This is a genomic window from Mycobacterium sp. 3519A (genome assembly GCF_900240945.1).
Taxonomy (GTDB): Bacteria; Actinomycetota; Actinomycetes; order Mycobacteriales; family Mycobacteriaceae; genus Mycobacterium.
Map to the genome: position 1 here is coordinate 1,133,588 of NZ_OESG01000012.1, position 19,290 is coordinate 1,152,877.

Sequence of the window (19,290 nt, forward strand, 5' to 3'; positions counted from 1 at the left end):
GGATCCGCCCGCGCGGAGCGCAGGGGGAGGGTTCGGCCATTGGGTTTAGTCGACGGTCCAGGTGTCCTTACCGCGAAGCAGCGACTGAAGTGCGGCCGTGTCGTGTGGTTTGGCGGCACGTGCCGACGCGACCTGGTTGCGGGCGGCGTCGTCGTAGGTCGGCTTGCTCACCTGACGGAAGATGCCCATCACCATGTGCTCGAGGTTCTGCTCGGACAGCCGCGACAGCGCGAACGCGTACGCCGGATCCGCGACATTGGCGTTGTGCACAACGATTTCGTCGGCCGACACGTCCGCCGTCTTGGCCACCTCGAGTCCGTAGCCGGACTTCACCACGCAGTACGCGCCGTCGGTGCCGAATGTGATCGGCTCGCCGTGGCTCAGGTTGATGATCCGCTCCTCGGCGCCTTCCTTACGCAACGCGTCGAAGGAGCCGTCGTTGAAGATCGGGCAGTCCTGCAGGATCTCGACCAGCGCTGCGCCGCGGTGGGCGGCCGCCGCTCGCAGCACCTCGGACAAGCCCTTGCGGTCGGAATCCAGTGCGCGGCCAACGAATGTCGCGTCCGCGCCGAGCGCCAGCGACACCGGGTTGAACGGATAGTCCAGTGAGCCCATCGGGGTGGACTTGGTGATCTTGCCGACCTCGGAGGTCGGCGAGTACTGGCCCTTGGTCAGCCCGTAGATCCGGTTGTTGAACAGCAGGATCGTGATGTTGATGTTGCGGCGCAGCGCGTGGATCAGATGGTTGCCGCCGATCGACAGCGCGTCGCCGTCACCGGTGACGACCCACACCGACAAGTCGGGGCGGGCCAGCGCCAGCCCGGTCGCGATGGTCGGCGCGCGGCCGTGAATCGAGTGGAAGCCGTAGGTCTCCAGGTAGTACGGGAACCGGCTGGAGCAGCCGATGCCGCTGACGAACGCGATGTTCTCGCGTCGCAGCCCCAGTTCGGGCAGGAAGTTACGGATCGTGTTGAGGATGACGTAGTCACCGCAGCCGGGGCACCACCGGACCTCCTGGTCGCTGGTGAAGTCCTTGGCCTTCTGCGGTTCGTCGGTGGTGGGCACCCCGCTGAGCTTCGACAGCGGCGTGACGCCGAGGTCCGATCCAATCAGGTCTGTCATGCGTTAGCTCCCACGCCATTCTCCACGGTGGCTGTCGCCAACCGCGCGAATTTGGCCTTCTCGATTTCCTTGTCGCCCAATGTGCCATCGAGCGCGGCGTCGATGATGCCCTCGATCTCGTCGGCCAAAAACGCCATGCCCTCGACCTTGGTCACCGACTGCACGTCGACAAGGAACTTGCCGCGCAGCAGCAGCGCAAGTTGACCGAGGTTCATCTCCGGCAGCACGACCTTCGGGTAACGGCGCAGCACCTCACCGAGATTCGCGGGGAACGGGTTGAGGTTGCGCAACTGCGCGTGCGCGACCTTGATGCCCTTGCGCCTGGCCCGCCGGCACGCCTCGCCGATCGGGCCGTAGCTGCTGCCCCAGCCGACCATCAGCAATTCGGCGTCGCCGGTCGGATCGTCGACCTCGAGATCGGGCACCTTGATGCCGTCGATCTTGGCCTGCCGCAACCGCACCATCAAATCGTGGTTCTTCGGCTCGTAGGAGATGTTGCCCGAGCCGTTGGCGGCCTCGAGACCGCCGATGCGGTGCTCCAGGCCCGGTGTGCCGGGCACCGCGAACTGGCGCGCCAGGGTTTCCGGGTCGCGGGCGTAGGGCTGGAACGGCTCGCCCGACTTCGCGAAGGTGTGTGCAATGGGCGCGTAGGTGCCGACGTCTGGAATGCGCCACGGCTCAGAGCCATTCGCGATCGCACCGTCGGACAGGATCAGCACCGGCGTGTGGTAGGTGACCGCGATGCGCGCGGCCTCGATCGCGACGTCGAAGCAGTCCGACGGCGAGCGCGGCGCGATGATCGCCACCGGCGACTCCCCGTTGCGGCCGAACATCGCCTGCAACAGGTCGGCCTGCTCGGTCTTGGTCGGCAGGCCGGTGGACGGCCCGCCGCGCTGCACGTCGACGACGATCAGGGGAAGCTCCGTCATCACGGCCAGCCCGATGGCCTCCGATTTCAGCGAGATGCCGGGGCCGGAGGTGGTGGTGACGCCGAGCGCGCCGCCGTAGGACGCGCCGATGGCCGAGCCGATGCCTGCGATCTCGTCTTCGGCCTGGAACGTCAGCACATTGAAGTTCTTGTGCCTGGACAGCTCGTGCAGGATGTCCGACGCCGGGGTGATCGGGTAGCTGCCCAACACCAGTTGGATGTCGGCCAGCTGGCCCGCGGTGATCAGCCCGTAGGCCAGCGCCGTGTTACCCGAGATCTGCCGGTACTCGCCGGAGGTCAGTTTGGCGGGCGACACCTCGTAGGTGCTCGCGAACGCCTCGGTGGTCTCGCCGTAGTTCCAGCCCGCCTTCAGCGCCAGCACGTTGGCCTCGGCGATATCGGGCTTGCGGGAGAACTTCTCCCGGATGAACGCCTCGCTGTGCTCGAGTTCGCGGCCGTACATCCACGACAGCAACCCCAGCGCGAACATGTTCTTGGCGCGCTGACCGTCCTTCTTGGACGCGCCGATCGCCTCGACGGCGCCGAGGGTGAGGGTGGTCATCGCGACGGGCTGCACGACGTAATCGGACAGCTCGTCGGTCTCCAGCGGGTTGGCCTCGTAGCCGACCTTCGCCAGGTTGCGCTTGGTGAACTCGTCGGAATTCGCGATGATCAGGCCGCCGCGCGGCAGATCCGACACGTTGGCCTTCAGCGCGGCGGGGTTCATCGCGACCAGCACGTCGGGACGGTCACCTGCGGTCAGGATGTCGTAGTCGGCAATCTGGATCTGGAACGACGAGACACCCGGCAGCGTGCCCTGCGGGGCACGGATCTCAGCGGGGTAATTCGGTTGCGTCGCAAGGTCATTGCCGAACAGCGCCGCTTCGGAGGTGAACCGGTCACCGGTGAGCTGCATGCCGTCGCCGGAGTCCCCGGCAAAACGAATGACGACCTTCTCGAGCTTGGTGCGCGTCGCTGGATTGGCGCCGTTTCCGTTCGCCCCCACTCGCCTGCCTTCCGGTACCGGTCGGCGAAGTCCTGGAAGTCGCGGTCAAGCCGACGCGACGTCGATGGACTACCACCAAATTTTTGCTGTCACTGTCAGTACCGATTATTGCACTTCTCTTAGGCATGCCTTCACCCGACGCGCGGGTGTCGGCGGTGTGATCGGACGGTTAACCCCATGCTCAGCGCATGTGTTCGCGGCTCACACAAGAAGCCTTTGTGTTTTCCGTCACGTTTGGGAGAATGGCATTCTCTTAGAATTGGTTACCGATCAGTAGCGCTAGCTCGGCAGGTTGTACGGCGTGATCACCTGGATCGGCACGGGCCTCGACGGCTCGGCCGGCAAAGCGCCGCGTTCGGCGAGGATCAGCCGAATGGCCAGCCGCGCGTCGGCGCGCAGATCGTTGTGCAGCACCGCGGAGATCCGGCCTTCCCGCAGCAGCCGCCGGTTGTCGGCGTCCAGGTCGTGGGCGACGAAGACACGGCAGGTGCGCCCCAATGCGTCGAAGGCGGCGACCGTGGCGGTGTTACCGCCGCCGACGGAGTAGACGGCCTCGACGTCGGGGTGTTGTTGTAGCGCTTCGAGCACCAGCCGCTCGTTGGTGGCGTCGATCCCGTCGCTGTCGCTGACCTCGACGATGCCGCGACCGGAGGCCCGCAACGCCGAGCGGAACCCGACTTCGCGCTCGCCTTCGCCGCGGAACACCGTGCGGGAGAGGGTGATGAGCACTTCTGAGGATGCCGCACCGAGCCACTGGTTCATCAGATAGGCGGCCGTCACGCCTGCCCCGTGATTGTCGATACCGACGTACGCGCAGCGCGAACTGACGGGAACATCGGTGGTGTAGGTGACCACCGGCACCCCGGCGTCGACGAGGCGGTCGATGGCCTCGGCGACTTCGGGGTCGTCCTGCGCCTTGAGCACCACGCCGTGACTGCCGCGCAGGCGGCCGAGCGCGTCGACCATCTGCGCCGTCGACCCGGACTCCCAGAGGTGGAATCGGGCCCGCACCATGGCCGGCGCGAACGCAGGCAGTTCGGCTTCGACCGCCGCGCGGAACGCGTCGGAGAACCGCTGCGGTGTCTGCATCACGACGTCGATCAGGTAGCGCCGGCCGACCAGCCGCAGTTGCGCACGTTGTTTGTCGAGGTCGGCGATCGCCTGCATGACCTCTGCCCTCGTGTTCTCCCGCACGCCCGGCCGCTCGTTGAGGACGCGGTCGACCGTGGCCTCGCTCAGCCCGGACTGCTGGGCGATCTCGCGGACCTTGTAGCGGTGCGGCATGGGGGTTCCGTTCTTCGGCGAGCAGACGCAAACTCGCACAAATCAGCCCACGAAGAGTGCGACTTTACGTCTGCTCGCCGGAATTGGTGATGGATTTTTGATGGGTTTCTGGCGGTAGTACCAGGTTCCCACAGCACCGACGAGCTGTCCCGCTTTACGATGGCCTCCACCACACGCCACGATCGCGGCGTGGAGGCGACGGCCCGCCGAGCACCTCACAGCAACCTCGATCTGTCAGGTAAACACCCTATTTCTCCCCGCGTGGTTGCTGAATACGCTCCGGGCTATGACCGTTGACCTAGCAAAGACGGCCAACAAAACCGCATTAACAGCAGCCGTGGCCAGCGGCGTCCTGGAAGAACAAGTGTCGAGCGTCGCTGCAGTGATTGCAGCAGCAATATTCGCGTAGTCGTCTACTCGTTCCTTTCCGGCGGCACCGACCAAGACTTTGCAAGGTCAGCAAAAAACGGGTAGGCGTGCGCCGTACCCGAACACTGAAGGGGGTACGACATGTCCAGTCGAAGCAAGCGAGGTCCCGGCGGCCGTCAGTCGCGGGGTCGAGCGTTGGCCGTTACGGTCGGCGGCGCCGGACTTGTCCTGGCCGCACCAGCGGCGGCATTGTTGGCCGCTCCTGCCGGCGTCGCACACGCCGCACCGCCGGCACCGGTCGCCGCCGTATGCGGCCCCACCAGCCTCTTCGGCTGCGACGGGCTGAACGCATCCAGTCTCGTCAATGCGTCCCTCGCGAAAAATCTTTCTGATCCGTTCGGGCTCACGAACTCCTTCCTCGACATCGCCGGCGGGATCCCGGTCCTCAACGTCTTCATCGGCAACGGCGCCGATGGCACGGCGGCTCATCCCAACGGCTTCAATGGCGGAATCTTCGCCGGTAGCGGCGGCGACGGCTACAGCCCTACGACTGCAGGCGCAAATGGCGGTCACGGCGGCAACGCGGGACTGTTCTACGGCGACGGCGGCCGCGGCGGTAACGGCGCCGACGGCAACGCGTTCGTCGGGGGTGGCAATGGCGGCGGTGGCGGCAACGGCTCCATGTTCATCGGAAACGGCGGTGCTGGCGGCAATGGCGGCCAGGGTGGCAACGGCATCGACGGCGTCAACTCAGCGACGTTGAGCACGGCTGCTGACGGCATCAACGGCGTCGATGGCGTGTCAGCGGCAACCAACGGCCACCCCGGCGTCGGCCTGCAGAACGGCGGCACGGGCGGCACCGGCGGCAACGGAGAGAACTTCGGCCTCGGCGGCAACGGCGGCGCCGGCGGCGGCGCCGGCGGCAACGGCGGTGACGGCGGCACCGGTGCGGTAGGCACTGCCGCGCACCTCGCCGGCGGCGGTGGCAACGGCGGCAGTGCCGTCGCCAGCGGTGGCAACGGCGGCGACGGCGGCATGGGCGGCAGCGATCCGACGGGCCTGCCCGACAGTGCAGGCGGGAAAGGTGGCAACGGCGGAAGCGGCGCAGTCGGAGCCAGCGGTACGGCCGGCACTGCCGGCGGCAGTGGCGGCAGCGGCGGCAGCGGCGGCGCGTTCGGTCTTGGCGGCAGCGGCGGCTCGGGCGGCACCGGCGGCCAGGGCGGCGACGCTGCGAACGGCGGCACCGGCGGTGGCGGCGGCACCGGCGGTTCCACCCTGGTGAACGCGGGCGGCACCGGCGGCAACGGCGGCACCGGCGGCACCGGCGGTACCGGCGGGGCAGGCGGCGCAGGCGGCAACGGAGGCGCAGCCGGCACCGGTGGCGCCGGTAGCGGCACGGCAGGCGCGGCCGGCGACGGCGGATCCGGAGGCTCGGGCGGCAGCGGCGGATCCGGCGGCTCAGCCGGGACAGGCGGCTTTGGGCCAACCACCGGAGCGTCCGGCAGCGTCGGCACGGGTGGCGTTGGAGGCCATGGTGGCGCCGGAGGCCAGGGCGGCACCGACGGAAACGGCACCGCAGGCACAGCCGGCGGCACCGGCACCGGCGGGACCGGAAACTCGGGCCAGTCAGGTGGTTCTGGCGGTGGCGGCGGCACCGGCGGCGCCGGCGGCGGCGTGTAACCGCTACGCGGGTTGGACCTCTCGGGGGCGTCGGTACACACCGGGGCCCCCGAGAGCATGCGCCGGTGATGGTTTTTTGATGGAGTTTTGGCGTTGATCGGGGTCGGGGTCACAGCAAGACTATCGAGGCATGACGGCCACCGTGCGCACGACACACAACGCGTGGATCGACGAGGCTGACCTGCGCCTCGACGAGTTTCGCGTGCAGGTGTCGCGCAGTGTCGAGCCGCGCGACTACCCGCTTGCGTCTGACGTCCGAAGCAACGTGCTGTGTTATTCGCCGGCCGCCGTCGCCGCCGCCGACCGCAGGGCGCTGCAGTCGGAACTCATCCACGCGCTGACCGACGGCCCGGGCGTGGTGGTCTTCGAGGGCGCGTTCGACGCCAATGTCGTCGACCGGGCCAGCGACGCGTTCTTCGCGATCATCGACGTTCAACGCGCTGCGGGCACCGCGGCCGGTGACCATTTCGGCAAGCCCGGCGCGAACGACCGGATCTGGAACGCCGCCGAGAAGCTGGCACTGCACGATCCGCAGGTGTTCGCCGAGTACTACGCGAACGACGCGCTTGCTCTCGTGTCGCAGGCCTGGCTGGGCCCGCGGTATCAGGTGACCTCGCAGGTGAATGTGGTCAATCCCGGTGGAGTACAACAGGTTCCACACCGCGACTACCATCTCGGTTTCGTCCCCGCCGAGCACCTTGCCGCCTATCCCGCGCATGTGCACCGCACCTCGCCGGTGCTGACGTTGCAGGGCGCGGTGGCCCATTGCGACATGCCGGTCGAAAGTGGCCCGACGATGCTGCTGCCGTTCTCGCAGCGCTTCGCGGGTGGCTACCTCGCGTTCAACCGACCCGAGTTCATCGAGTTTTTCGCCGAGCACCACGTGCAGGTACCGCTCGCGAAGGGGGACGCGGTGTTCTTCAACCCCGCGCTGTATCACGGTGCAGGCTCGAATGTGTCGAGCAGCATCCGACGCATCGCCAACCTGCTGCAGATCTCGTCGCCGTTCGGTCGCGCGATGGAGGCGCTGGACCGCACCGCGATGGTGCGGGCGATCTATCCGGCGCTGCGCGCGATGCAGGCGGCAGGACGCCCCGACCGTGATCTGCTCAACGCCGTCGTCGCGACCGCCGAGGGCTACGCGTTCCCCACGAACCTCGACAGCGATCAGCCGATCGGCAGCCTGGCACCACCAAGTCAAGTGGACACCGTGCTGGCCGCGTTGGCCGACGACCTCACCCCAGCACAACTCGACGTCGCACTGCGCGACCAAGACGATCGGAGAAAGCCATGACCGCACTCGGCGTAATCGGGTTGGGCCGCATCGGCGCGTTCCACACCGAGACGCTTTCCGGATTGGACGGGGTCGACCGGCTCGTGGTGGCCGACGAGCGGGCCGACGTGGTCGCCGCTGTCGCCGCGAAGCACGGTGCGACACCGGCAGATTCCGTGGAGGAGCTGCTGTCGTCGGGCATCGACGGCGTGGTTGTTTCGGCGGCCACGCCGGCGCACGCCGAGCTGACGCTGGCCGCCATCCACCGCGGGTTGCCCACCTTCTGCGAGAAACCAATCGCCGCGACCGCCGCGGAGAGCGCGCGAGTCGCCGAGGTGATCGCCAAGTCCGGGGTGCCGGTGCAGGTGGGTTATCAGCGGCGGTTCGACACCGCGTTCGCCGCGGCCAAGCGCGCGGTCGACGACGGCTCACTCGGTCTGTTGCACACCGTCCGCAGCACCACGATGGATCCCGCTCCCCCGCCCATGGAGTACATCGCAGGCTCGGGCGGCATCTTCCGCGACTGCGCCGTACACGATTTCGATGTGCTGCGGTGGATCACCGGACAGCAGGCCGTCGAGGTGTACGCAACCGGCAGTGTGCAGGGCGACCCGCGGTTCACCGAGTACGGCGACGTCGACACCGCCGCTGTGGTGGTCAAGTTCGACCAGGGCACCATCGGACTCGTGTCCGCGGCGCGGTACAACGGCCGGGGCTACGACTGCCGCCTGGAGGTACACGGATTTCATGACACCGTCGTCGCCGGATGGGACCAGGGCGCGCCAGTGCGAAATGTGGACCCGGACAACGAGTTCCCGGCAGGCCCGGCGCACCACTTCTTCATGGACCGCTTCACCGACGCATTCCGAGCCGAACTGAGCGCGTTCGTCGACGTGGTCAACGGCACCGCAGCGCCTGCCTGCACGGTGGCCGACGCGGTCGAGGTCGCATGGTTGGCGGAGGCCGCGACGGAATCGTTGCGGCGCGGTGTCCCGGTCCGGATCGAGGATGTGAGGTCGAAGTGAACAACGTGAAGATCGCGGGGGCGCCGATTTCCTGGGGTGTGTGCGAGGTGCCGGGCTGGGGCCATCAGCTGGACGCGCAGCGCGTGCTCGCCGAGATGCGTGAGCTGGGTTTGACCGCAACAGAACTGGGGCCGGACGGCTTCCTGCCATCCGATCCGCCGGAGCTCACGGCGCTGCTGAAGTCCTACGGGCTGAGCTGTGTCGGCGTGTTCGTCCCCGTCCTGCTGCACGATGCGGCCCACGATCCGCTGCTCGACATCGCCGGTCCCCTCGACGCGTTGCTGGCCTGCGACGCCGACGTCCTGGTGCTGGCGGCGGCCACCGGCACCGACGGATACGACTCACGCCCGACGCTCGACGACACCCAATGGGCAACGCTGCTGGGCAATCTCGATCGGCTCGCGGCGGCAGCCGCCGACAGGGGTGTTGTCGCGGTGCTGCACCCGCACGTCGGGACCATGGTGGAGACGCGAAGCGACGTCGACCGCGTGTTGGCAGGTTCGCAGATCAAGCTGTGCCTGGACACCGGGCACCTGCTGATCGGCGGCACCGACCCGCTGCAACTCGCCCGCGAGGTGCCCGGCCGCATCGCGCATGCGCACCTCAAGGACGTCGACGCCGCGTTGGCCGCCCGCGTTCAGGCCGGTGAGCTCACCTACACCGAAGCGGTCCGCAGCGGGATGTACACGCCGCTCGGCCACGGTGACGTCGACATCGCGGGCATCGTCACGTCGTTGCGCAGCAACGGCTTCGACGGGTGGTTCGTGATGGAACAGGACACGATTCTCGACGCGGAACCCGTCGACGAGGGACCGGTGCGCGACGTGCGGACCAGCGTGGCGTACCTGAACGACGTCTGTCGTACCGTCCCGGTATGAGCATACGGATCGGGGTCCTCGGCGCGTCGCGCATTGCCGAACTGGCGATCGTCGGCCCGGCGCACGAGTTGGGGCACCGGCTGGTCGCCGTCGCGGCACGCGATCCGCACCGAGCGCAGATGTTCGCCGAAAAGCATGGTGTGGAACGGGTTTTGCCGGCGTACGACGCGGTGGTCAACGACCCCGAGGTCGACGTCATCTACAACCCGCTGACCAATTCGCTGCATGCACCGTGGAATCTGGCGGCGGTCGCGGCGGGTAAAACGGGGTTGACCGAGAAGCCGTTCGCGCGCGACCGGGCGGAGGCGCGGCGGGTCGCCGCGGCCGCCGACGCCGCGGGAGTGACTGTGATGGAGGGTTTTCACTACCTGTTTCATCCGGTGACCCGGCGCGCACTGGAGTTGGTGGGCGACGGCACGCTCGGCGAGTTGGTGCACGTCGAGGTACGGATGGCGATGCCTGCACCGGACGACGGCGACCCGCGCTGGTCGCTGGAATTGGCGGGCGGCGCGCTGATGGATCTCGGCTGTTACGGCATGCACGTCATGCGCCGACTCGGGCATCCGTCGGTGGTGCGCGCCCATGCCGAGCAGCGCACCCCAGGGGTTGACGCATGGTGTGACGTCGAGTTGGCGTTCCCCGACGGCGCGACGGGGCTGAGCGCGAACTCGATGGTCGCCGACGACTATACGTTCACGCTCCGCATCGTCGGAACGCGCGGCGACGTGTTGGCGCACAACTTCATTCGACCGCACGACGACGACCGGCTGACGATCAACACCCCGGCGGGCACGACGGTCGAGCGGCTGGGCACCCGTCCGTCGTACACCTATCAACTCGAGGCGTTCGCCAACCACGTGGAGCACGGCGCGCCGCTGCCGATCGACACCGCCGACGCGGTCGAGAACATGGCGTACGTCGACGCGGCGTATCGAGCGGCAGGCATGTCACCGCGCTAGAAATCACTGCGCGCCAGCCACTCGCGAAACGACTGCAGTTCCGGATTGAGCTCGCGCACCGCGTCCAAATCCCTATCGCCAACGAAGCGTGCCGAGTTCTGCGCGTAGTACTGGAACATGTTGCCCATCTCGACAGCTCCCGGAAATCCCTGCGCACGAAAGGCTTCCCAGCTCACCGGGCGGTAGCTGACAGCCTCACCGAAGGCTTCGCTGAACGCCGACGCATACTCATCGCCGGTCAGATGATCGCCTGCAATGCTCACGGTCTTGCCGATGAACGGTGCCCCGCGTTTGAAGATACCGAGCGCGGTTTTACCGATGTCGGTGACCGCGATCCCTGAGAGGGGCTGATCGGCCATCGGCAGCATGAGTACCAGCGAGCCATCATCGACCCGCATCGGGCCTACGCCGCGCAGGAAGCTTTCGAAGAAGAATGTGGTGCGCAGGAAGGTTGTCGGCACGTCATAGTCGCGGAACAGTGCATCCGCCTCGGCCTTGGCGTCGAAGTGCGGAACCTTGTATCGCCCTTCGACGGTGGGCACGCTGTCGTCGTCACCGAAGACGTCGCGAGTGTCTTCGAGCGTCGACCAGATGACATGACTGACCCCGGCCTGCCTGGCCGCCAGCGCCGCGTTGTCGGCCTGTCGGAGTTCCATGGCGGCCCTTGTTCCTTCGGCCTCTTCTTCCGCGGTGCGTTCGGCCCAGTAATTGGTGACCACGAACGCGCCGTCGGCGCCGTCGAACGCCCTGACCACGCTCGCCCCGTCCTCGAGATCGGCTTCGACGATCTCGGCACCAGCGGCGGCAAGTTCGCGCGCTGTCGCGGACTGTGCACTGCGGGTGAGGACTCGCACCCGGAATTCCCTTGCGGTGTCGTCGAGAATCGCCCGGACCAGGCCGCCGCCCTGCGAACCGGTACCGCCGACGACGGCGATCAGCTTTCCATCGGACATGATCTTCTCCATTCGTTTCGAATTTTTGTCTCTAGCGGTCGGTCGGCAGGAGAACCGTCTTGCCGTGCAGACGCCCGGCGTCGGAATCCTGGTGCACCGCTGCGCCTTCGGCGAGCGGGCGATGATTGTTGACCTCGATGCGTAGCGTCCCGTCGTCAACGCGGCGCACCAGCCCGGCGAGTTGGTCGGCGTCGCTGCGCACGAAGACCCGCTGCGTGCGGACGTTGCGCTCCGGGTTGTTCGGCCCGGCGACCATGGTGCCGACGTGGAAGCCGCCGTCGGCGACGACGCCGATCAACGCTTCGGTCTGCGCGTCGGTGGTGGGAACCAAGTTGAGTACGACGTCAAAAGGGGCTCCCTCGACGGTGATCGGGGATTGCGTGTAGTCGATGTAGTCCACGATGTGGTCGGCGCCGTAGTCGCGCAGTCGGGCGGCGTCGCGTTCCTTCGCTGTCGCGGTGACGACGGCGCCGACCTGTTTGGCCAACTGAATGGCGTAACCACCCACTGCACCCGAGGCACCGTTGATGAAGACCGATTGGCCACCTCTGAGGCCGGCGATATCGAAAAGGGCCTGCCACGCAGTCAACCCAGCTACGGGAAGGGCGGCAGCGTCGGCGAGGTCCACCGACCTCGGCGCGGCGGCCAGCGATTCGGCTGGGGCAATCGCGTATTCCGCAGCGGCGCCATCGGCGTCGAGGGGAAGAAACGCGACGACGGCGTCGCCGACGTTCCAGCCCTGCACGCCCTCACCGATCTCGGCGACGGTGCCGGCCACGTCCACACCGGGAATGTGCGGGAAGTTGATCGTGTACACCTGCGCCAGATAGCCGCCCCGAATGCCGGCGTCGACCGGGTTGAACGAGGTGGCGGCCACCTCGATGACTACCTGCCCGTGACCTGGAACCGGTCGCGGGACATCCTCGTACACGAGTACGTCGCTGTCGCCGAAGCGGTGGTATCGGAGCGCCTTCATGATTTCTCCCTTGGTCGATTGCTTCGAAGATGAAGCAGTTACCTCTCCTGCAACTGCTTCGATCTCGAAGCAATTCCCGGTCGCAGGTGACCGCCGTCACATATATGGATGCAGGGTCAGACGCCGGCGCGGCGCTTGCGCGGGGCGGCCGACCGTGGCGGACGACGCCGCATGTGGTCGCGAGCCTTGGTCATCATGTCGCCGAGAGCACGCACGTCTTTCTCGGTCAGCGAGTCGAGGAGCAGTTCGCGCACGACCTGGATGTGGCCGGGCAACACCGCGGCGACGCGGTCGCGACCCTGCTCGGTGATCTCGACGACCGTCGCACGCTGGTCCACGGGGGACGCCGAGCGTGTGATGAGGCCCTGCGCCTCCAGCAGTCCCGCCTGATGGGTCAAACCGGAGCGGCTGTACACCACACCGTCGGCGAGGTCGGTCATGGTCAGCGGTTGATCCGCGTCCGCCAGCTTGGCCAGGATCTCGAATTGCACGTAGCTCAAGCCACCTTCGTCCTGCAACTGCTGGCGCACCGCGTGCTGAAGCAGACTGACCGCCTCCATCAACGCGAAATACGTTCGCAACTGAGTGGGATTGAGCGCCTCAGCCATGCCGACCAGCATAGTGCTTCGACCTCGAAGCGCCTGGCTAGAGCCGTTCGAGAAGCTTCTCGCAACTGCGTTCGGCGACCGCGGCGATGGTCTTGGACGGGTTGCGGCCGATGGCCCGTGGTATCACCGCGCCGTCCATCACGAACAGGTTTGGGTGGTCGAACACCTCGCCGTCGTGCTTCGTGACCCCGGCGCCCCGCGCCGCGGCCATATTGCAGCCGCCCAATGGATGCGGCGTGACCAGGGTCCGCAAACGGCTCCAGGTTGCCAGCGGAATCGGCTGCCCGCCAGTCGCATACGTCATCGCCACATGGACGTCTTTGAACGCATCCAGCGCACCGACCGAGCATTGCGGATTCCAATTCAGCCGCGTCCGTGCCCGCCAGAACCTCAGTGGACTGCGCAGCGAGAACTCGCCGTCCGCGGCGTCGATCGACTGACCGAACCACGGAATCATGCTGCGAAAGTCGGTGAGCTCACCGGCTTTTCGGTACGCCCACTTCTTCGGCCCGCGGCCGTTCCGCCACGCTTTCAACACGTGTGCACCGATGTTCGGCAGCCCGCCGTCCTCGATGAAGATCCGGCCGTCGACCCCGATCATGTTGTCGTCGGGCAGATCGACGCCGCCGAGGAAGTCGATTGCCCCGCCGATCGTCGGACCTTTGGTGGGCTCTAGCCAGGGCCGGTCTTCGCCCTTCTTGTAGCGCGCCAGCGTCAGGAAGTCCCCATTCGGACTCCAGCCCCGACCCAACGACTTCGGCAGATTCTTCAACGTGCGGAAGCCGTCCCGTGACCGCAGCAGGATCTCGGTCGATCCGATCGACCCCGCCGCCAGAATCACGGTGTTTCCGTCGATGTGGCGTTTTCGGCGGCCCATCCGCTCGTTGAAGTCGAGGTAGTGCACGCGCCACCCGCCATGTGGCCCGCCCTCGATATGGGTCACGAGCGACAGCGGGCGGATCTCGGTGTCGTTACCGTTGTCCGTCGCCATCTTCAGGTAGTTCCTGTCGAGCGTCTTCTTAGCGCCGTTCACGCAGCCGATGACACATTCCCCGCAATGCACACACGTATCGGGTGCGTAGTTCTGGGGATCGCGCCACGGCTCACCGTTCCGGTCGGCCGCGTGTTCGTCGAACGCCACCGCCAGCGGCAGCGGCTGGTACTTCTCCGGCACACCGAGCGCCATCGCCGCCGCTTGGAGCCGAGTCATCCGCGGGTTGTGTTGGCCAGACGGAATCACTTGCGGCTCAAGCACATCGTTGACAAGGCCGTAATAGTGCCGCATCTTCTCGGCGGTGATCTGCGACGGCCAGCCGGTGTCGAAAACTTCGTCGCGCGCCTCGATACACACATTCGCGTAGATCAGTGAGCCGCCGCCGACCCCTGCGCCTGCAGCCACCACCATCTGATCGAGAAAGCGGATGTCCAACCATCCGTTGAACAGGCCGGGCATCCGACTCGAATAGATGTAATCGCGGGGTCCCTGCGGCGTCTTGCCGTGTTTTGACCAGTCCCGACCCCGTTCCAGCACAACGACTTTCCGTTTCGGATCGGCCAGTCGGCATGCCGCGACAGCACCACCGAATCCGCTTCCGATGATGACGACGTCGGCGCGTTCCTCGGTGTTCACCACCGCCGGCCTTTGGTGTAGGTGTTCACCAGCGATTTGACGAAGAACCGGTAGAAGGACAACTTGTGGGCGCACCTGTCGATCCACCAGAAGTTGCCCATCACCTTCATCGTCAGCAGCTGCCGCACGAATCCCCACAACGTGATCCGCAACAGTCCCGCCGCGATGGGTTCGCCGGTGCCGCCGCTCATCGGGAACAGTTGCACATGAAGAGTCGTGGTGGCCGGCCACACCCGCCACGGCGGCGACGGTTCTATGTACTTGCGGCCGCGCATCCGGTACTGCCGACCGTCGATGGAAAACGTGGTGTCGTACACCATTTCGCGCACACCTTTGCCGTTGCGGATGGCGCGCCGGAACAGACCGAAGTCACCGTCCCCGATGCCGATCAAGTCGCCGCCCAGCACCGGGATCGACCCCGCCGCGTGCCATTCCCCCTTGTGGTTGGGATCGGAGATGAACGCGGGCAGGTTCGGCAGCGTGACGGTAGCGTGCAATTCCATCGCGATTGCGGCGTCGTTCTGGTAGCCCTTGACCGGGTCGGCGATCCCCATGGTGATCATGCCGGTCATCACTTCCCTGAACCGCAGTCCCGGCCGGGCCACCCGCAGCTTGCTTCGCACCTCGGCGACCGTCGGCATGGGCGCCTGCGGCTGAACAGGATTCGCTTCCAGCACCATCACTTGCTCAATTCGTCGAGGATGAATGGGAACACGTCGCGATCGGCGTACTGGCCGAGGAAAACGTCGAGATGCCCGTAATCGGCGAACTTCTGCAACGTGTGCCTGCCAGGTTGGTGCCGGTCGAAGTATTCGAACGTGCGACCCATGCCGACCGGCAGGAAGGTCTGGTTCCTGTCGCCGGTCATGAACACGAATCGGGCGTCGGTCTGCGGCGCGTCGGCGGTGAACAGCGGAGGCAGTTCGCGGTACTTACCCGTCGATACCATCTCCCCCGCTGCGGACGAGTCCGCGATGTGCCCGTAGTACGACATCGGCACCTGGCCGAATTCACCCTTGATCCACTCGTGGGTGGCGTCGTTGAGGTTCTCGTGCCGCCACAGGGTCGGGTGGCCGTACCCGTACATGAAGCTGGTGTGGTTGCACACCGCGTTGTCACATTCGTCATGGGTCGCCTTGACGTACCAGCTGAGGATCTTGGGCAGCAGTCGCGGTGCGTGCAGGCCCCACTGCGGGTTGATGCCGGAGACCTTCTCGGCGTTCAGAAACGCAACGGCCAGCGGCAGTTTCAGGCGCGCCTGCCACGGCATCACCGGGTGCAGCGCCGACGAGTTCGAGATCACCAACGACACGTCGGGGAGCAGGCCTGCGGTGATCGCCATCATGAACGCGCACGACCCCTGGCAGTGGATCAAGGCCTTGATCTTGTCGGCGCCGGTCTGCCTGCGGACCTCCTCGACCGCCCTCGGCATGTCGAGCACAGCGGCGTCGTCGAGGGTGTAGTTGATCGCGGGCAGGTCGATGCTGGAGCGCCAGTTGAGCATCCACAGGTCGTATCGGCGCGCGGTGAGCTGCTTGAGCAGGTTGTTCGTCGGCGGGTTCCACAGATTGGCGCGCGTGCCGGTGCCCGCGACCATCAGCAGCGGCTCGCCGTCACCGCGCAGCCGCTTGAAATTCAGCGTGAAACCGTCCCTTGCCGGAAACTCGATGGTCTCGAAGCGGTCCCGGGGGATCGGCTCGTTCGGATCGGTGACCGCCCTGACCTGCCCATTGGTCGAAGGGGGCGCTGCAACAGCCATGTGACCTCCTGCGCGTCGCGGTACTACCGAGCTACAGCGTGCTCGGCGACCGCGGGGATGTCTTGCGTAGTCCGGTACTCGTCTTTGCCGACGCGACGACTTCGGCCAGCAGTGTGCGGTCGGCGACGTCGAGCTTGATGCACGAGCGGTAGATGTGGCCCTCGACCGTGCGCACCGACACCGACAGCCGCTCGGCGATCGCCTTGTTCGTCATCCCTTCGGACACCATGATCGCGATCTCGAGTTCCCTGCCGGTCAGCGGCAACGGGTTGAGCACCTGATCGAGCGCGGGAGTCGAAGCACCGTTTGCGAGTTCGGCGGCCCGCGCCGCCGCCTCGACTTCGCCCTTGCGTTCGTGGCGCGCGGCGAACACCTTGGCTGCCTGCGCGCAGGCGTCGGCGGCCGCGCATCTCATGCCCAACTCAACGAGTTCGTCTGCGACGGCGTTCAATCCGTCGGCGTCGGCGGCGGCCAGCGCGCGGCCGTGTGCCAATGCTGCCCTGCCCGCGACGCAATCCAGCCCCGCGGTCACCCGTGAGATGGCATCGGCGGCGGTGGCGTCACCGAGACGGACAGCGTCGTGCAACGCCTGCAACGCGACGGCAAGCTGGCCGGACCGTTCGGCGATGCGGGCAGCGTCGCGGGCCGCGCTGATCGCACCGGTCAGGTTGCGGCCCGCCGCCAGCGTCCAGGCGCGGCCGAGAGCCAGCTCAGGGGCGTACAGCTCGGACCTCAAGCTGTGTCGAGATTCGGCGCGCGCCAACACTTCTGCCGACCCCGCGGCGTCACCCTGTTGGCCGAGGGCCTGCGCCAGATACATCAGCGCCAGCGGCCCCCAGGAGTAGCCGGTCTCCGACAACGCCGCCGCGGACTGCCGCAGCAGCGAGGATGCGACGTCGAAATCCCCTGCCGCGATCAGCGTGCGGGCCAACAGGATCTCACCGATCGCACGGCCCGGCTGCTGCAACTCGGAGAACTCCATGAAGTGCCGCGCCAGCCGCTGCGCGTGCGGGACGCTCTTGGTCATCAGCAGCGTGGTGATCTCACCGAGCCCTATGGTGAACCGAAGCAGACCCGGGTGCGTCGCCGCCAGTCCCCGGTCGGACAGCGGGCCCACGTCGTCGAATCGGCCCAGCCGCGCACTCGACAACGCGGCGGTCGCCGCCGCCCACGCGACCGCGAGATCTTGGGCGGCAGGCGAATCCAGCACCTCGGCAGCGATCTGCATGGCCCGGCGCGGGTCCCCGGAGTTCATCGCGAAGGTGGCCACCAAAGCGTCGATCACCGCGATCGCGGCCGGCTCGGAGATGCGGTCGCGCATCGCGTACAAGAAATCGGTGGCCGCCTCCGGCTGATCGAGCATCCAGAACTGGTTGGCTGCCTTCGGCAGCGTCCACGCCGTCAGGTCCCACTCCGACAGACTGTCCGGATCGACCGGCGCCAGCACGACGTCGGCATCCGGCCCCCGGCCCAGCCAGGACAGTGCGTGGGCCAGCGGCAGCCGCGCGGTCAGCTTGCCCGAACGGTCCAGCGCGCTCTGGGCCAGCCGCTCACCGAGCAGCAGGTCGCCGAGCCGCATCGCTTCCCAGGACGAGGTGACGACGTCGTCGACCGGCGGCGGGGTGTCGCTGTCGATCGCCAACGCCGCCAGCCGCAGCCGGGCGCTGACGTGTTCGATCGGCTGTGCCGACAACTGCGCGACCAGTTGGGTGCGCAGCCGCCTGGTCGCGATCTGGCCGAGTGACGCCCGGACCTGCTCGGCGTACAGCGGGTGCGCGGAATGCACGACGAGGTCGTCGCCGCGCTTGACCACCTCGATGAGCCGCCCGTCCTCGGCTTCTTCCAAGGCCTCCCGGCCCGCGAGCTCGGTCAGATCCCGCAGGCTGAGCGGCTCCTCGACGGCGAGGTAGTGCAGCACCGACATCACCGACGGCGGCAGCGCCTCCAGATGCCTGCCGATCAATGCCGACAGTTCCGCCGACAGCCCGATATGGCCGCGCAATTGCCAAACGCCGTCGACTTGACGCAATGCGCCCGAGCCAATCGCGCTTTCCGTCAGATGCCGCAAATACAGCGGATTTCCCTGGCTCGCCGCGAATACCTCGTCGGCACTCGACGTTTCCATCGGGCCACCGAGAACCGCCTCCAGCAAACTCTTCGTCTGTGCAGGATCAAAGGGTTCGATGTCCAGCCGGTCCAGCAGTCGGTCTTTCCACAACGACGTGATCGCGTCCGGGGCCTGCTCGCCTGCCCTGACCGTGATGACGAACCGCGCCGACCCGGTCAGCGCCAACTGATGCACCAGGGTCGCCGAGAGATTGTCCAGGTGGTGGGCGTCGTCGATGGCGAGCAGGAGCCCCTGTCCGCCGCGTTTCAGCAGCGACGCCCGCGCCGAACGCAACAGCGTCGGGGAGTCGCCGACGCCTGCGACGTCGACCAGATGGCTGAACGCGCCGAACGGGATCTGGCGGGCCGATGCCGTGCCCGCCAGCCATTGCACGGAGACACCACCGTGCCGCTGAGCAAAGCGTTCAACGGCATGTCGCGCGAGCACCGTTTTGCCGACTCCCGCCGAGCCGGCTAACACCGCGCCCAGCCGGTTCTTGCTTTTCAGCGTCGACTCCAAAAGGCCCAGCGATTGCCCGCGCGGAACCGTGCGCCATTCGATGGCCATTTGCGGATCCTATGTCGCAGAACGCGTTTTCTCCTCGCATACGAGCAAACTGTGGCGAACGTCGTCCAGGACGCTGACCTGCGACGCCACGAAACAGGTAGTGCACTACTCGTGATTCGGGCCCCCGCGCCTCCCTACTCTGCGGTAGCGGAGCAAACTCTGCGGA

At 66.9% G+C, this 19,290-nt stretch carries 16 protein-coding genes; 6 read left to right on the forward strand and 10 right to left on the reverse strand.

Going from position 1 to position 19,290, the window contains the following annotated elements:
• Positions 1 to 45: 45 nt before the first annotated feature.
• The 3 genes from C1A30_RS07635 to C1A30_RS07645 form a co-directional block, all read right to left on the reverse strand.
• Positions 46 to 1,122, reverse strand: a complete 1,077-nt coding sequence (locus C1A30_RS07635) for a 2-oxoacid:ferredoxin oxidoreductase subunit beta (RefSeq protein ID WP_101947548.1) — start codon at positions 1,120 to 1,122, stop codon at positions 46 to 48.
• Positions 1,119 to 3,056: a 2-oxoacid:acceptor oxidoreductase subunit alpha gene (locus tag C1A30_RS07640; RefSeq protein ID WP_101947549.1), complete on the reverse strand. Its 1,938-nt coding sequence runs from the start codon at positions 3,054 to 3,056 to the stop codon at positions 1,119 to 1,121. Before C1A30_RS07640 ends, C1A30_RS07635 begins: the two co-directional genes overlap by 4 nt.
• 279 nt (positions 3,057 to 3,335) lie before the next feature.
• Complete coding sequence (locus C1A30_RS07645) at positions 3,336 to 4,340, reverse strand: LacI family DNA-binding transcriptional regulator (protein ID WP_101947550.1); 1,005 nt, start codon at positions 4,338 to 4,340, stop codon at positions 3,336 to 3,338.
• 286 nt (positions 4,341 to 4,626) lie between these two features.
• Between C1A30_RS07645 and C1A30_RS36330 the strand changes: the two genes are divergently transcribed.
• From C1A30_RS36330 to C1A30_RS07670, 6 genes are all read left to right on the forward strand, one after another.
• Entirely contained in the window at positions 4,627 to 4,749 is a 123-nt protein-coding gene (locus C1A30_RS36330) for a hypothetical protein (RefSeq protein ID WP_255413202.1), read from the forward strand.
• Between the two features lie 101 nt (positions 4,750 to 4,850).
• Positions 4,851 to 6,389 (forward strand): PGRS repeat-containing protein, encoded by a 1,539-nt coding sequence (locus tag C1A30_RS36430; RefSeq protein WP_304442184.1) that lies wholly within the window; start codon positions 4,851 to 4,853, stop codon positions 6,387 to 6,389.
• A gap of 130 nt (positions 6,390 to 6,519) precedes the next feature.
• Complete coding sequence (locus tag C1A30_RS07655) at positions 6,520 to 7,683, forward strand: phytanoyl-CoA dioxygenase family protein (RefSeq protein WP_101947552.1); 1,164 nt, start codon at positions 6,520 to 6,522, stop codon at positions 7,681 to 7,683.
• Positions 7,680 to 8,687: a Gfo/Idh/MocA family oxidoreductase gene (locus C1A30_RS07660; protein WP_101947553.1), complete on the forward strand. Its 1,008-nt coding sequence runs from the start codon at positions 7,680 to 7,682 to the stop codon at positions 8,685 to 8,687. Before C1A30_RS07655 ends, C1A30_RS07660 begins: the two co-directional genes overlap by 4 nt.
• Positions 8,684 to 9,565, forward strand: coding sequence for a sugar phosphate isomerase/epimerase (locus C1A30_RS07665; protein WP_101947554.1), 882 nt, complete (start codon positions 8,684 to 8,686; stop codon positions 9,563 to 9,565). The genes C1A30_RS07660 and C1A30_RS07665 overlap by 4 nt, the downstream gene beginning before the upstream one ends.
• Complete coding sequence (locus tag C1A30_RS07670) at positions 9,562 to 10,524, forward strand: Gfo/Idh/MocA family protein (protein ID WP_101947555.1); 963 nt, start codon at positions 9,562 to 9,564, stop codon at positions 10,522 to 10,524. The genes C1A30_RS07665 and C1A30_RS07670 overlap by 4 nt, the downstream gene beginning before the upstream one ends.
• Here C1A30_RS07670 and C1A30_RS07675 read toward each other — a convergent pair.
• The 7 genes from C1A30_RS07675 to C1A30_RS07700 form a co-directional block, all read right to left on the reverse strand.
• Positions 10,521 to 11,477, reverse strand: coding sequence for an NmrA family NAD(P)-binding protein (locus C1A30_RS07675; RefSeq protein ID WP_101947723.1), 957 nt, complete (start codon positions 11,475 to 11,477; stop codon positions 10,521 to 10,523). The genes C1A30_RS07670 and C1A30_RS07675 overlap by 4 nt on opposite strands.
• Positions 11,478 to 11,508: 31 nt before the next feature.
• Positions 11,509 to 12,453: an NADP-dependent oxidoreductase gene (locus C1A30_RS07680; RefSeq protein WP_101947556.1), complete on the reverse strand. Its 945-nt coding sequence runs from the start codon at positions 12,451 to 12,453 to the stop codon at positions 11,509 to 11,511.
• Between the two features lie 116 nt (positions 12,454 to 12,569).
• The gene (locus C1A30_RS07685; protein ID WP_101947724.1) at positions 12,570 to 13,061 is read right to left on the reverse strand and encodes a MarR family winged helix-turn-helix transcriptional regulator; all 492 of its coding nucleotides are present in this window, start codon (positions 13,059 to 13,061) and stop codon (positions 12,570 to 12,572) included.
• 37 nt (positions 13,062 to 13,098) lie between these two features.
• Entirely contained in the window at positions 13,099 to 14,691 is a 1,593-nt protein-coding gene (locus C1A30_RS07690; RefSeq protein ID WP_160112706.1) for a GMC oxidoreductase, read from the reverse strand.
• Positions 14,688 to 15,371, reverse strand: a complete 684-nt coding sequence (locus tag C1A30_RS35570; protein WP_160112707.1) for a hypothetical protein — start codon at positions 15,369 to 15,371, stop codon at positions 14,688 to 14,690. The genes C1A30_RS07690 and C1A30_RS35570 overlap by 4 nt, the downstream gene beginning before the upstream one ends.
• Positions 15,371 to 16,450, reverse strand: a complete 1,080-nt coding sequence (locus C1A30_RS07695) for a hypothetical protein (RefSeq protein WP_101947558.1) — start codon at positions 16,448 to 16,450, stop codon at positions 15,371 to 15,373. The genes C1A30_RS35570 and C1A30_RS07695 overlap by 1 nt, the downstream gene beginning before the upstream one ends.
• 31 nt (positions 16,451 to 16,481) lie before the next feature.
• Complete coding sequence (locus C1A30_RS07700; protein WP_101947559.1) at positions 16,482 to 19,124, reverse strand: LuxR family transcriptional regulator; 2,643 nt, start codon at positions 19,122 to 19,124, stop codon at positions 16,482 to 16,484.
• Between the last annotated feature and the right edge of the window lie 166 nt (positions 19,125 to 19,290).

Coding starts and splice junctions, on each gene's coding strand:
- C1A30_RS07645 (WP_101947550.1), bottom strand. CDS start 4,340: ATGCCGCACCGCTACAAGGTCCGCGAGATCGCCCAGCAGTCCGGGCTG.
- C1A30_RS36430 (WP_304442184.1), top strand. CDS start 4,851: ATGTCCAGTCGAAGCAAGCGAGGTCCCGGCGGCCGTCAGTCGCGGGGT.
- C1A30_RS07675 (WP_101947723.1), bottom strand. CDS start 11,477: ATGTCCGATGGAAAGCTGATCGCCGTCGTCGGCGGTACCGGTTCGCAG.
- C1A30_RS07660 (WP_101947553.1), top strand. CDS start 7,680: ATGACCGCACTCGGCGTAATCGGGTTGGGCCGCATCGGCGCGTTCCAC.
- C1A30_RS07655 (WP_101947552.1), top strand. CDS start 6,520: ATGACGGCCACCGTGCGCACGACACACAACGCGTGGATCGACGAGGCT.
- C1A30_RS07685 (WP_101947724.1), bottom strand. CDS start 13,061: ATGGCTGAGGCGCTCAATCCCACTCAGTTGCGAACGTATTTCGCGTTG.
- C1A30_RS07680 (WP_101947556.1), bottom strand. CDS start 12,453: ATGAAGGCGCTCCGATACCACCGCTTCGGCGACAGCGACGTACTCGTG.
- C1A30_RS07700 (WP_101947559.1), bottom strand. CDS start 19,124: ATGGCCATCGAATGGCGCACGGTTCCGCGCGGGCAATCGCTGGGCCTT.
- C1A30_RS35570 (WP_160112707.1), bottom strand. CDS start 15,371: ATGGTGCTGGAAGCGAATCCTGTTCAGCCGCAGGCGCCCATGCCGACG.
- C1A30_RS36330 (WP_255413202.1), top strand. CDS start 4,627: ATGACCGTTGACCTAGCAAAGACGGCCAACAAAACCGCATTAACAGCA.
- C1A30_RS07695 (WP_101947558.1), bottom strand. CDS start 16,450: ATGGCTGTTGCAGCGCCCCCTTCGACCAATGGGCAGGTCAGGGCGGTC.
- C1A30_RS07635 (WP_101947548.1), bottom strand. CDS start 1,122: ATGACAGACCTGATTGGATCGGACCTCGGCGTCACGCCGCTGTCGAAG.
- C1A30_RS07670 (WP_101947555.1), top strand. CDS start 9,562: ATGAGCATACGGATCGGGGTCCTCGGCGCGTCGCGCATTGCCGAACTG.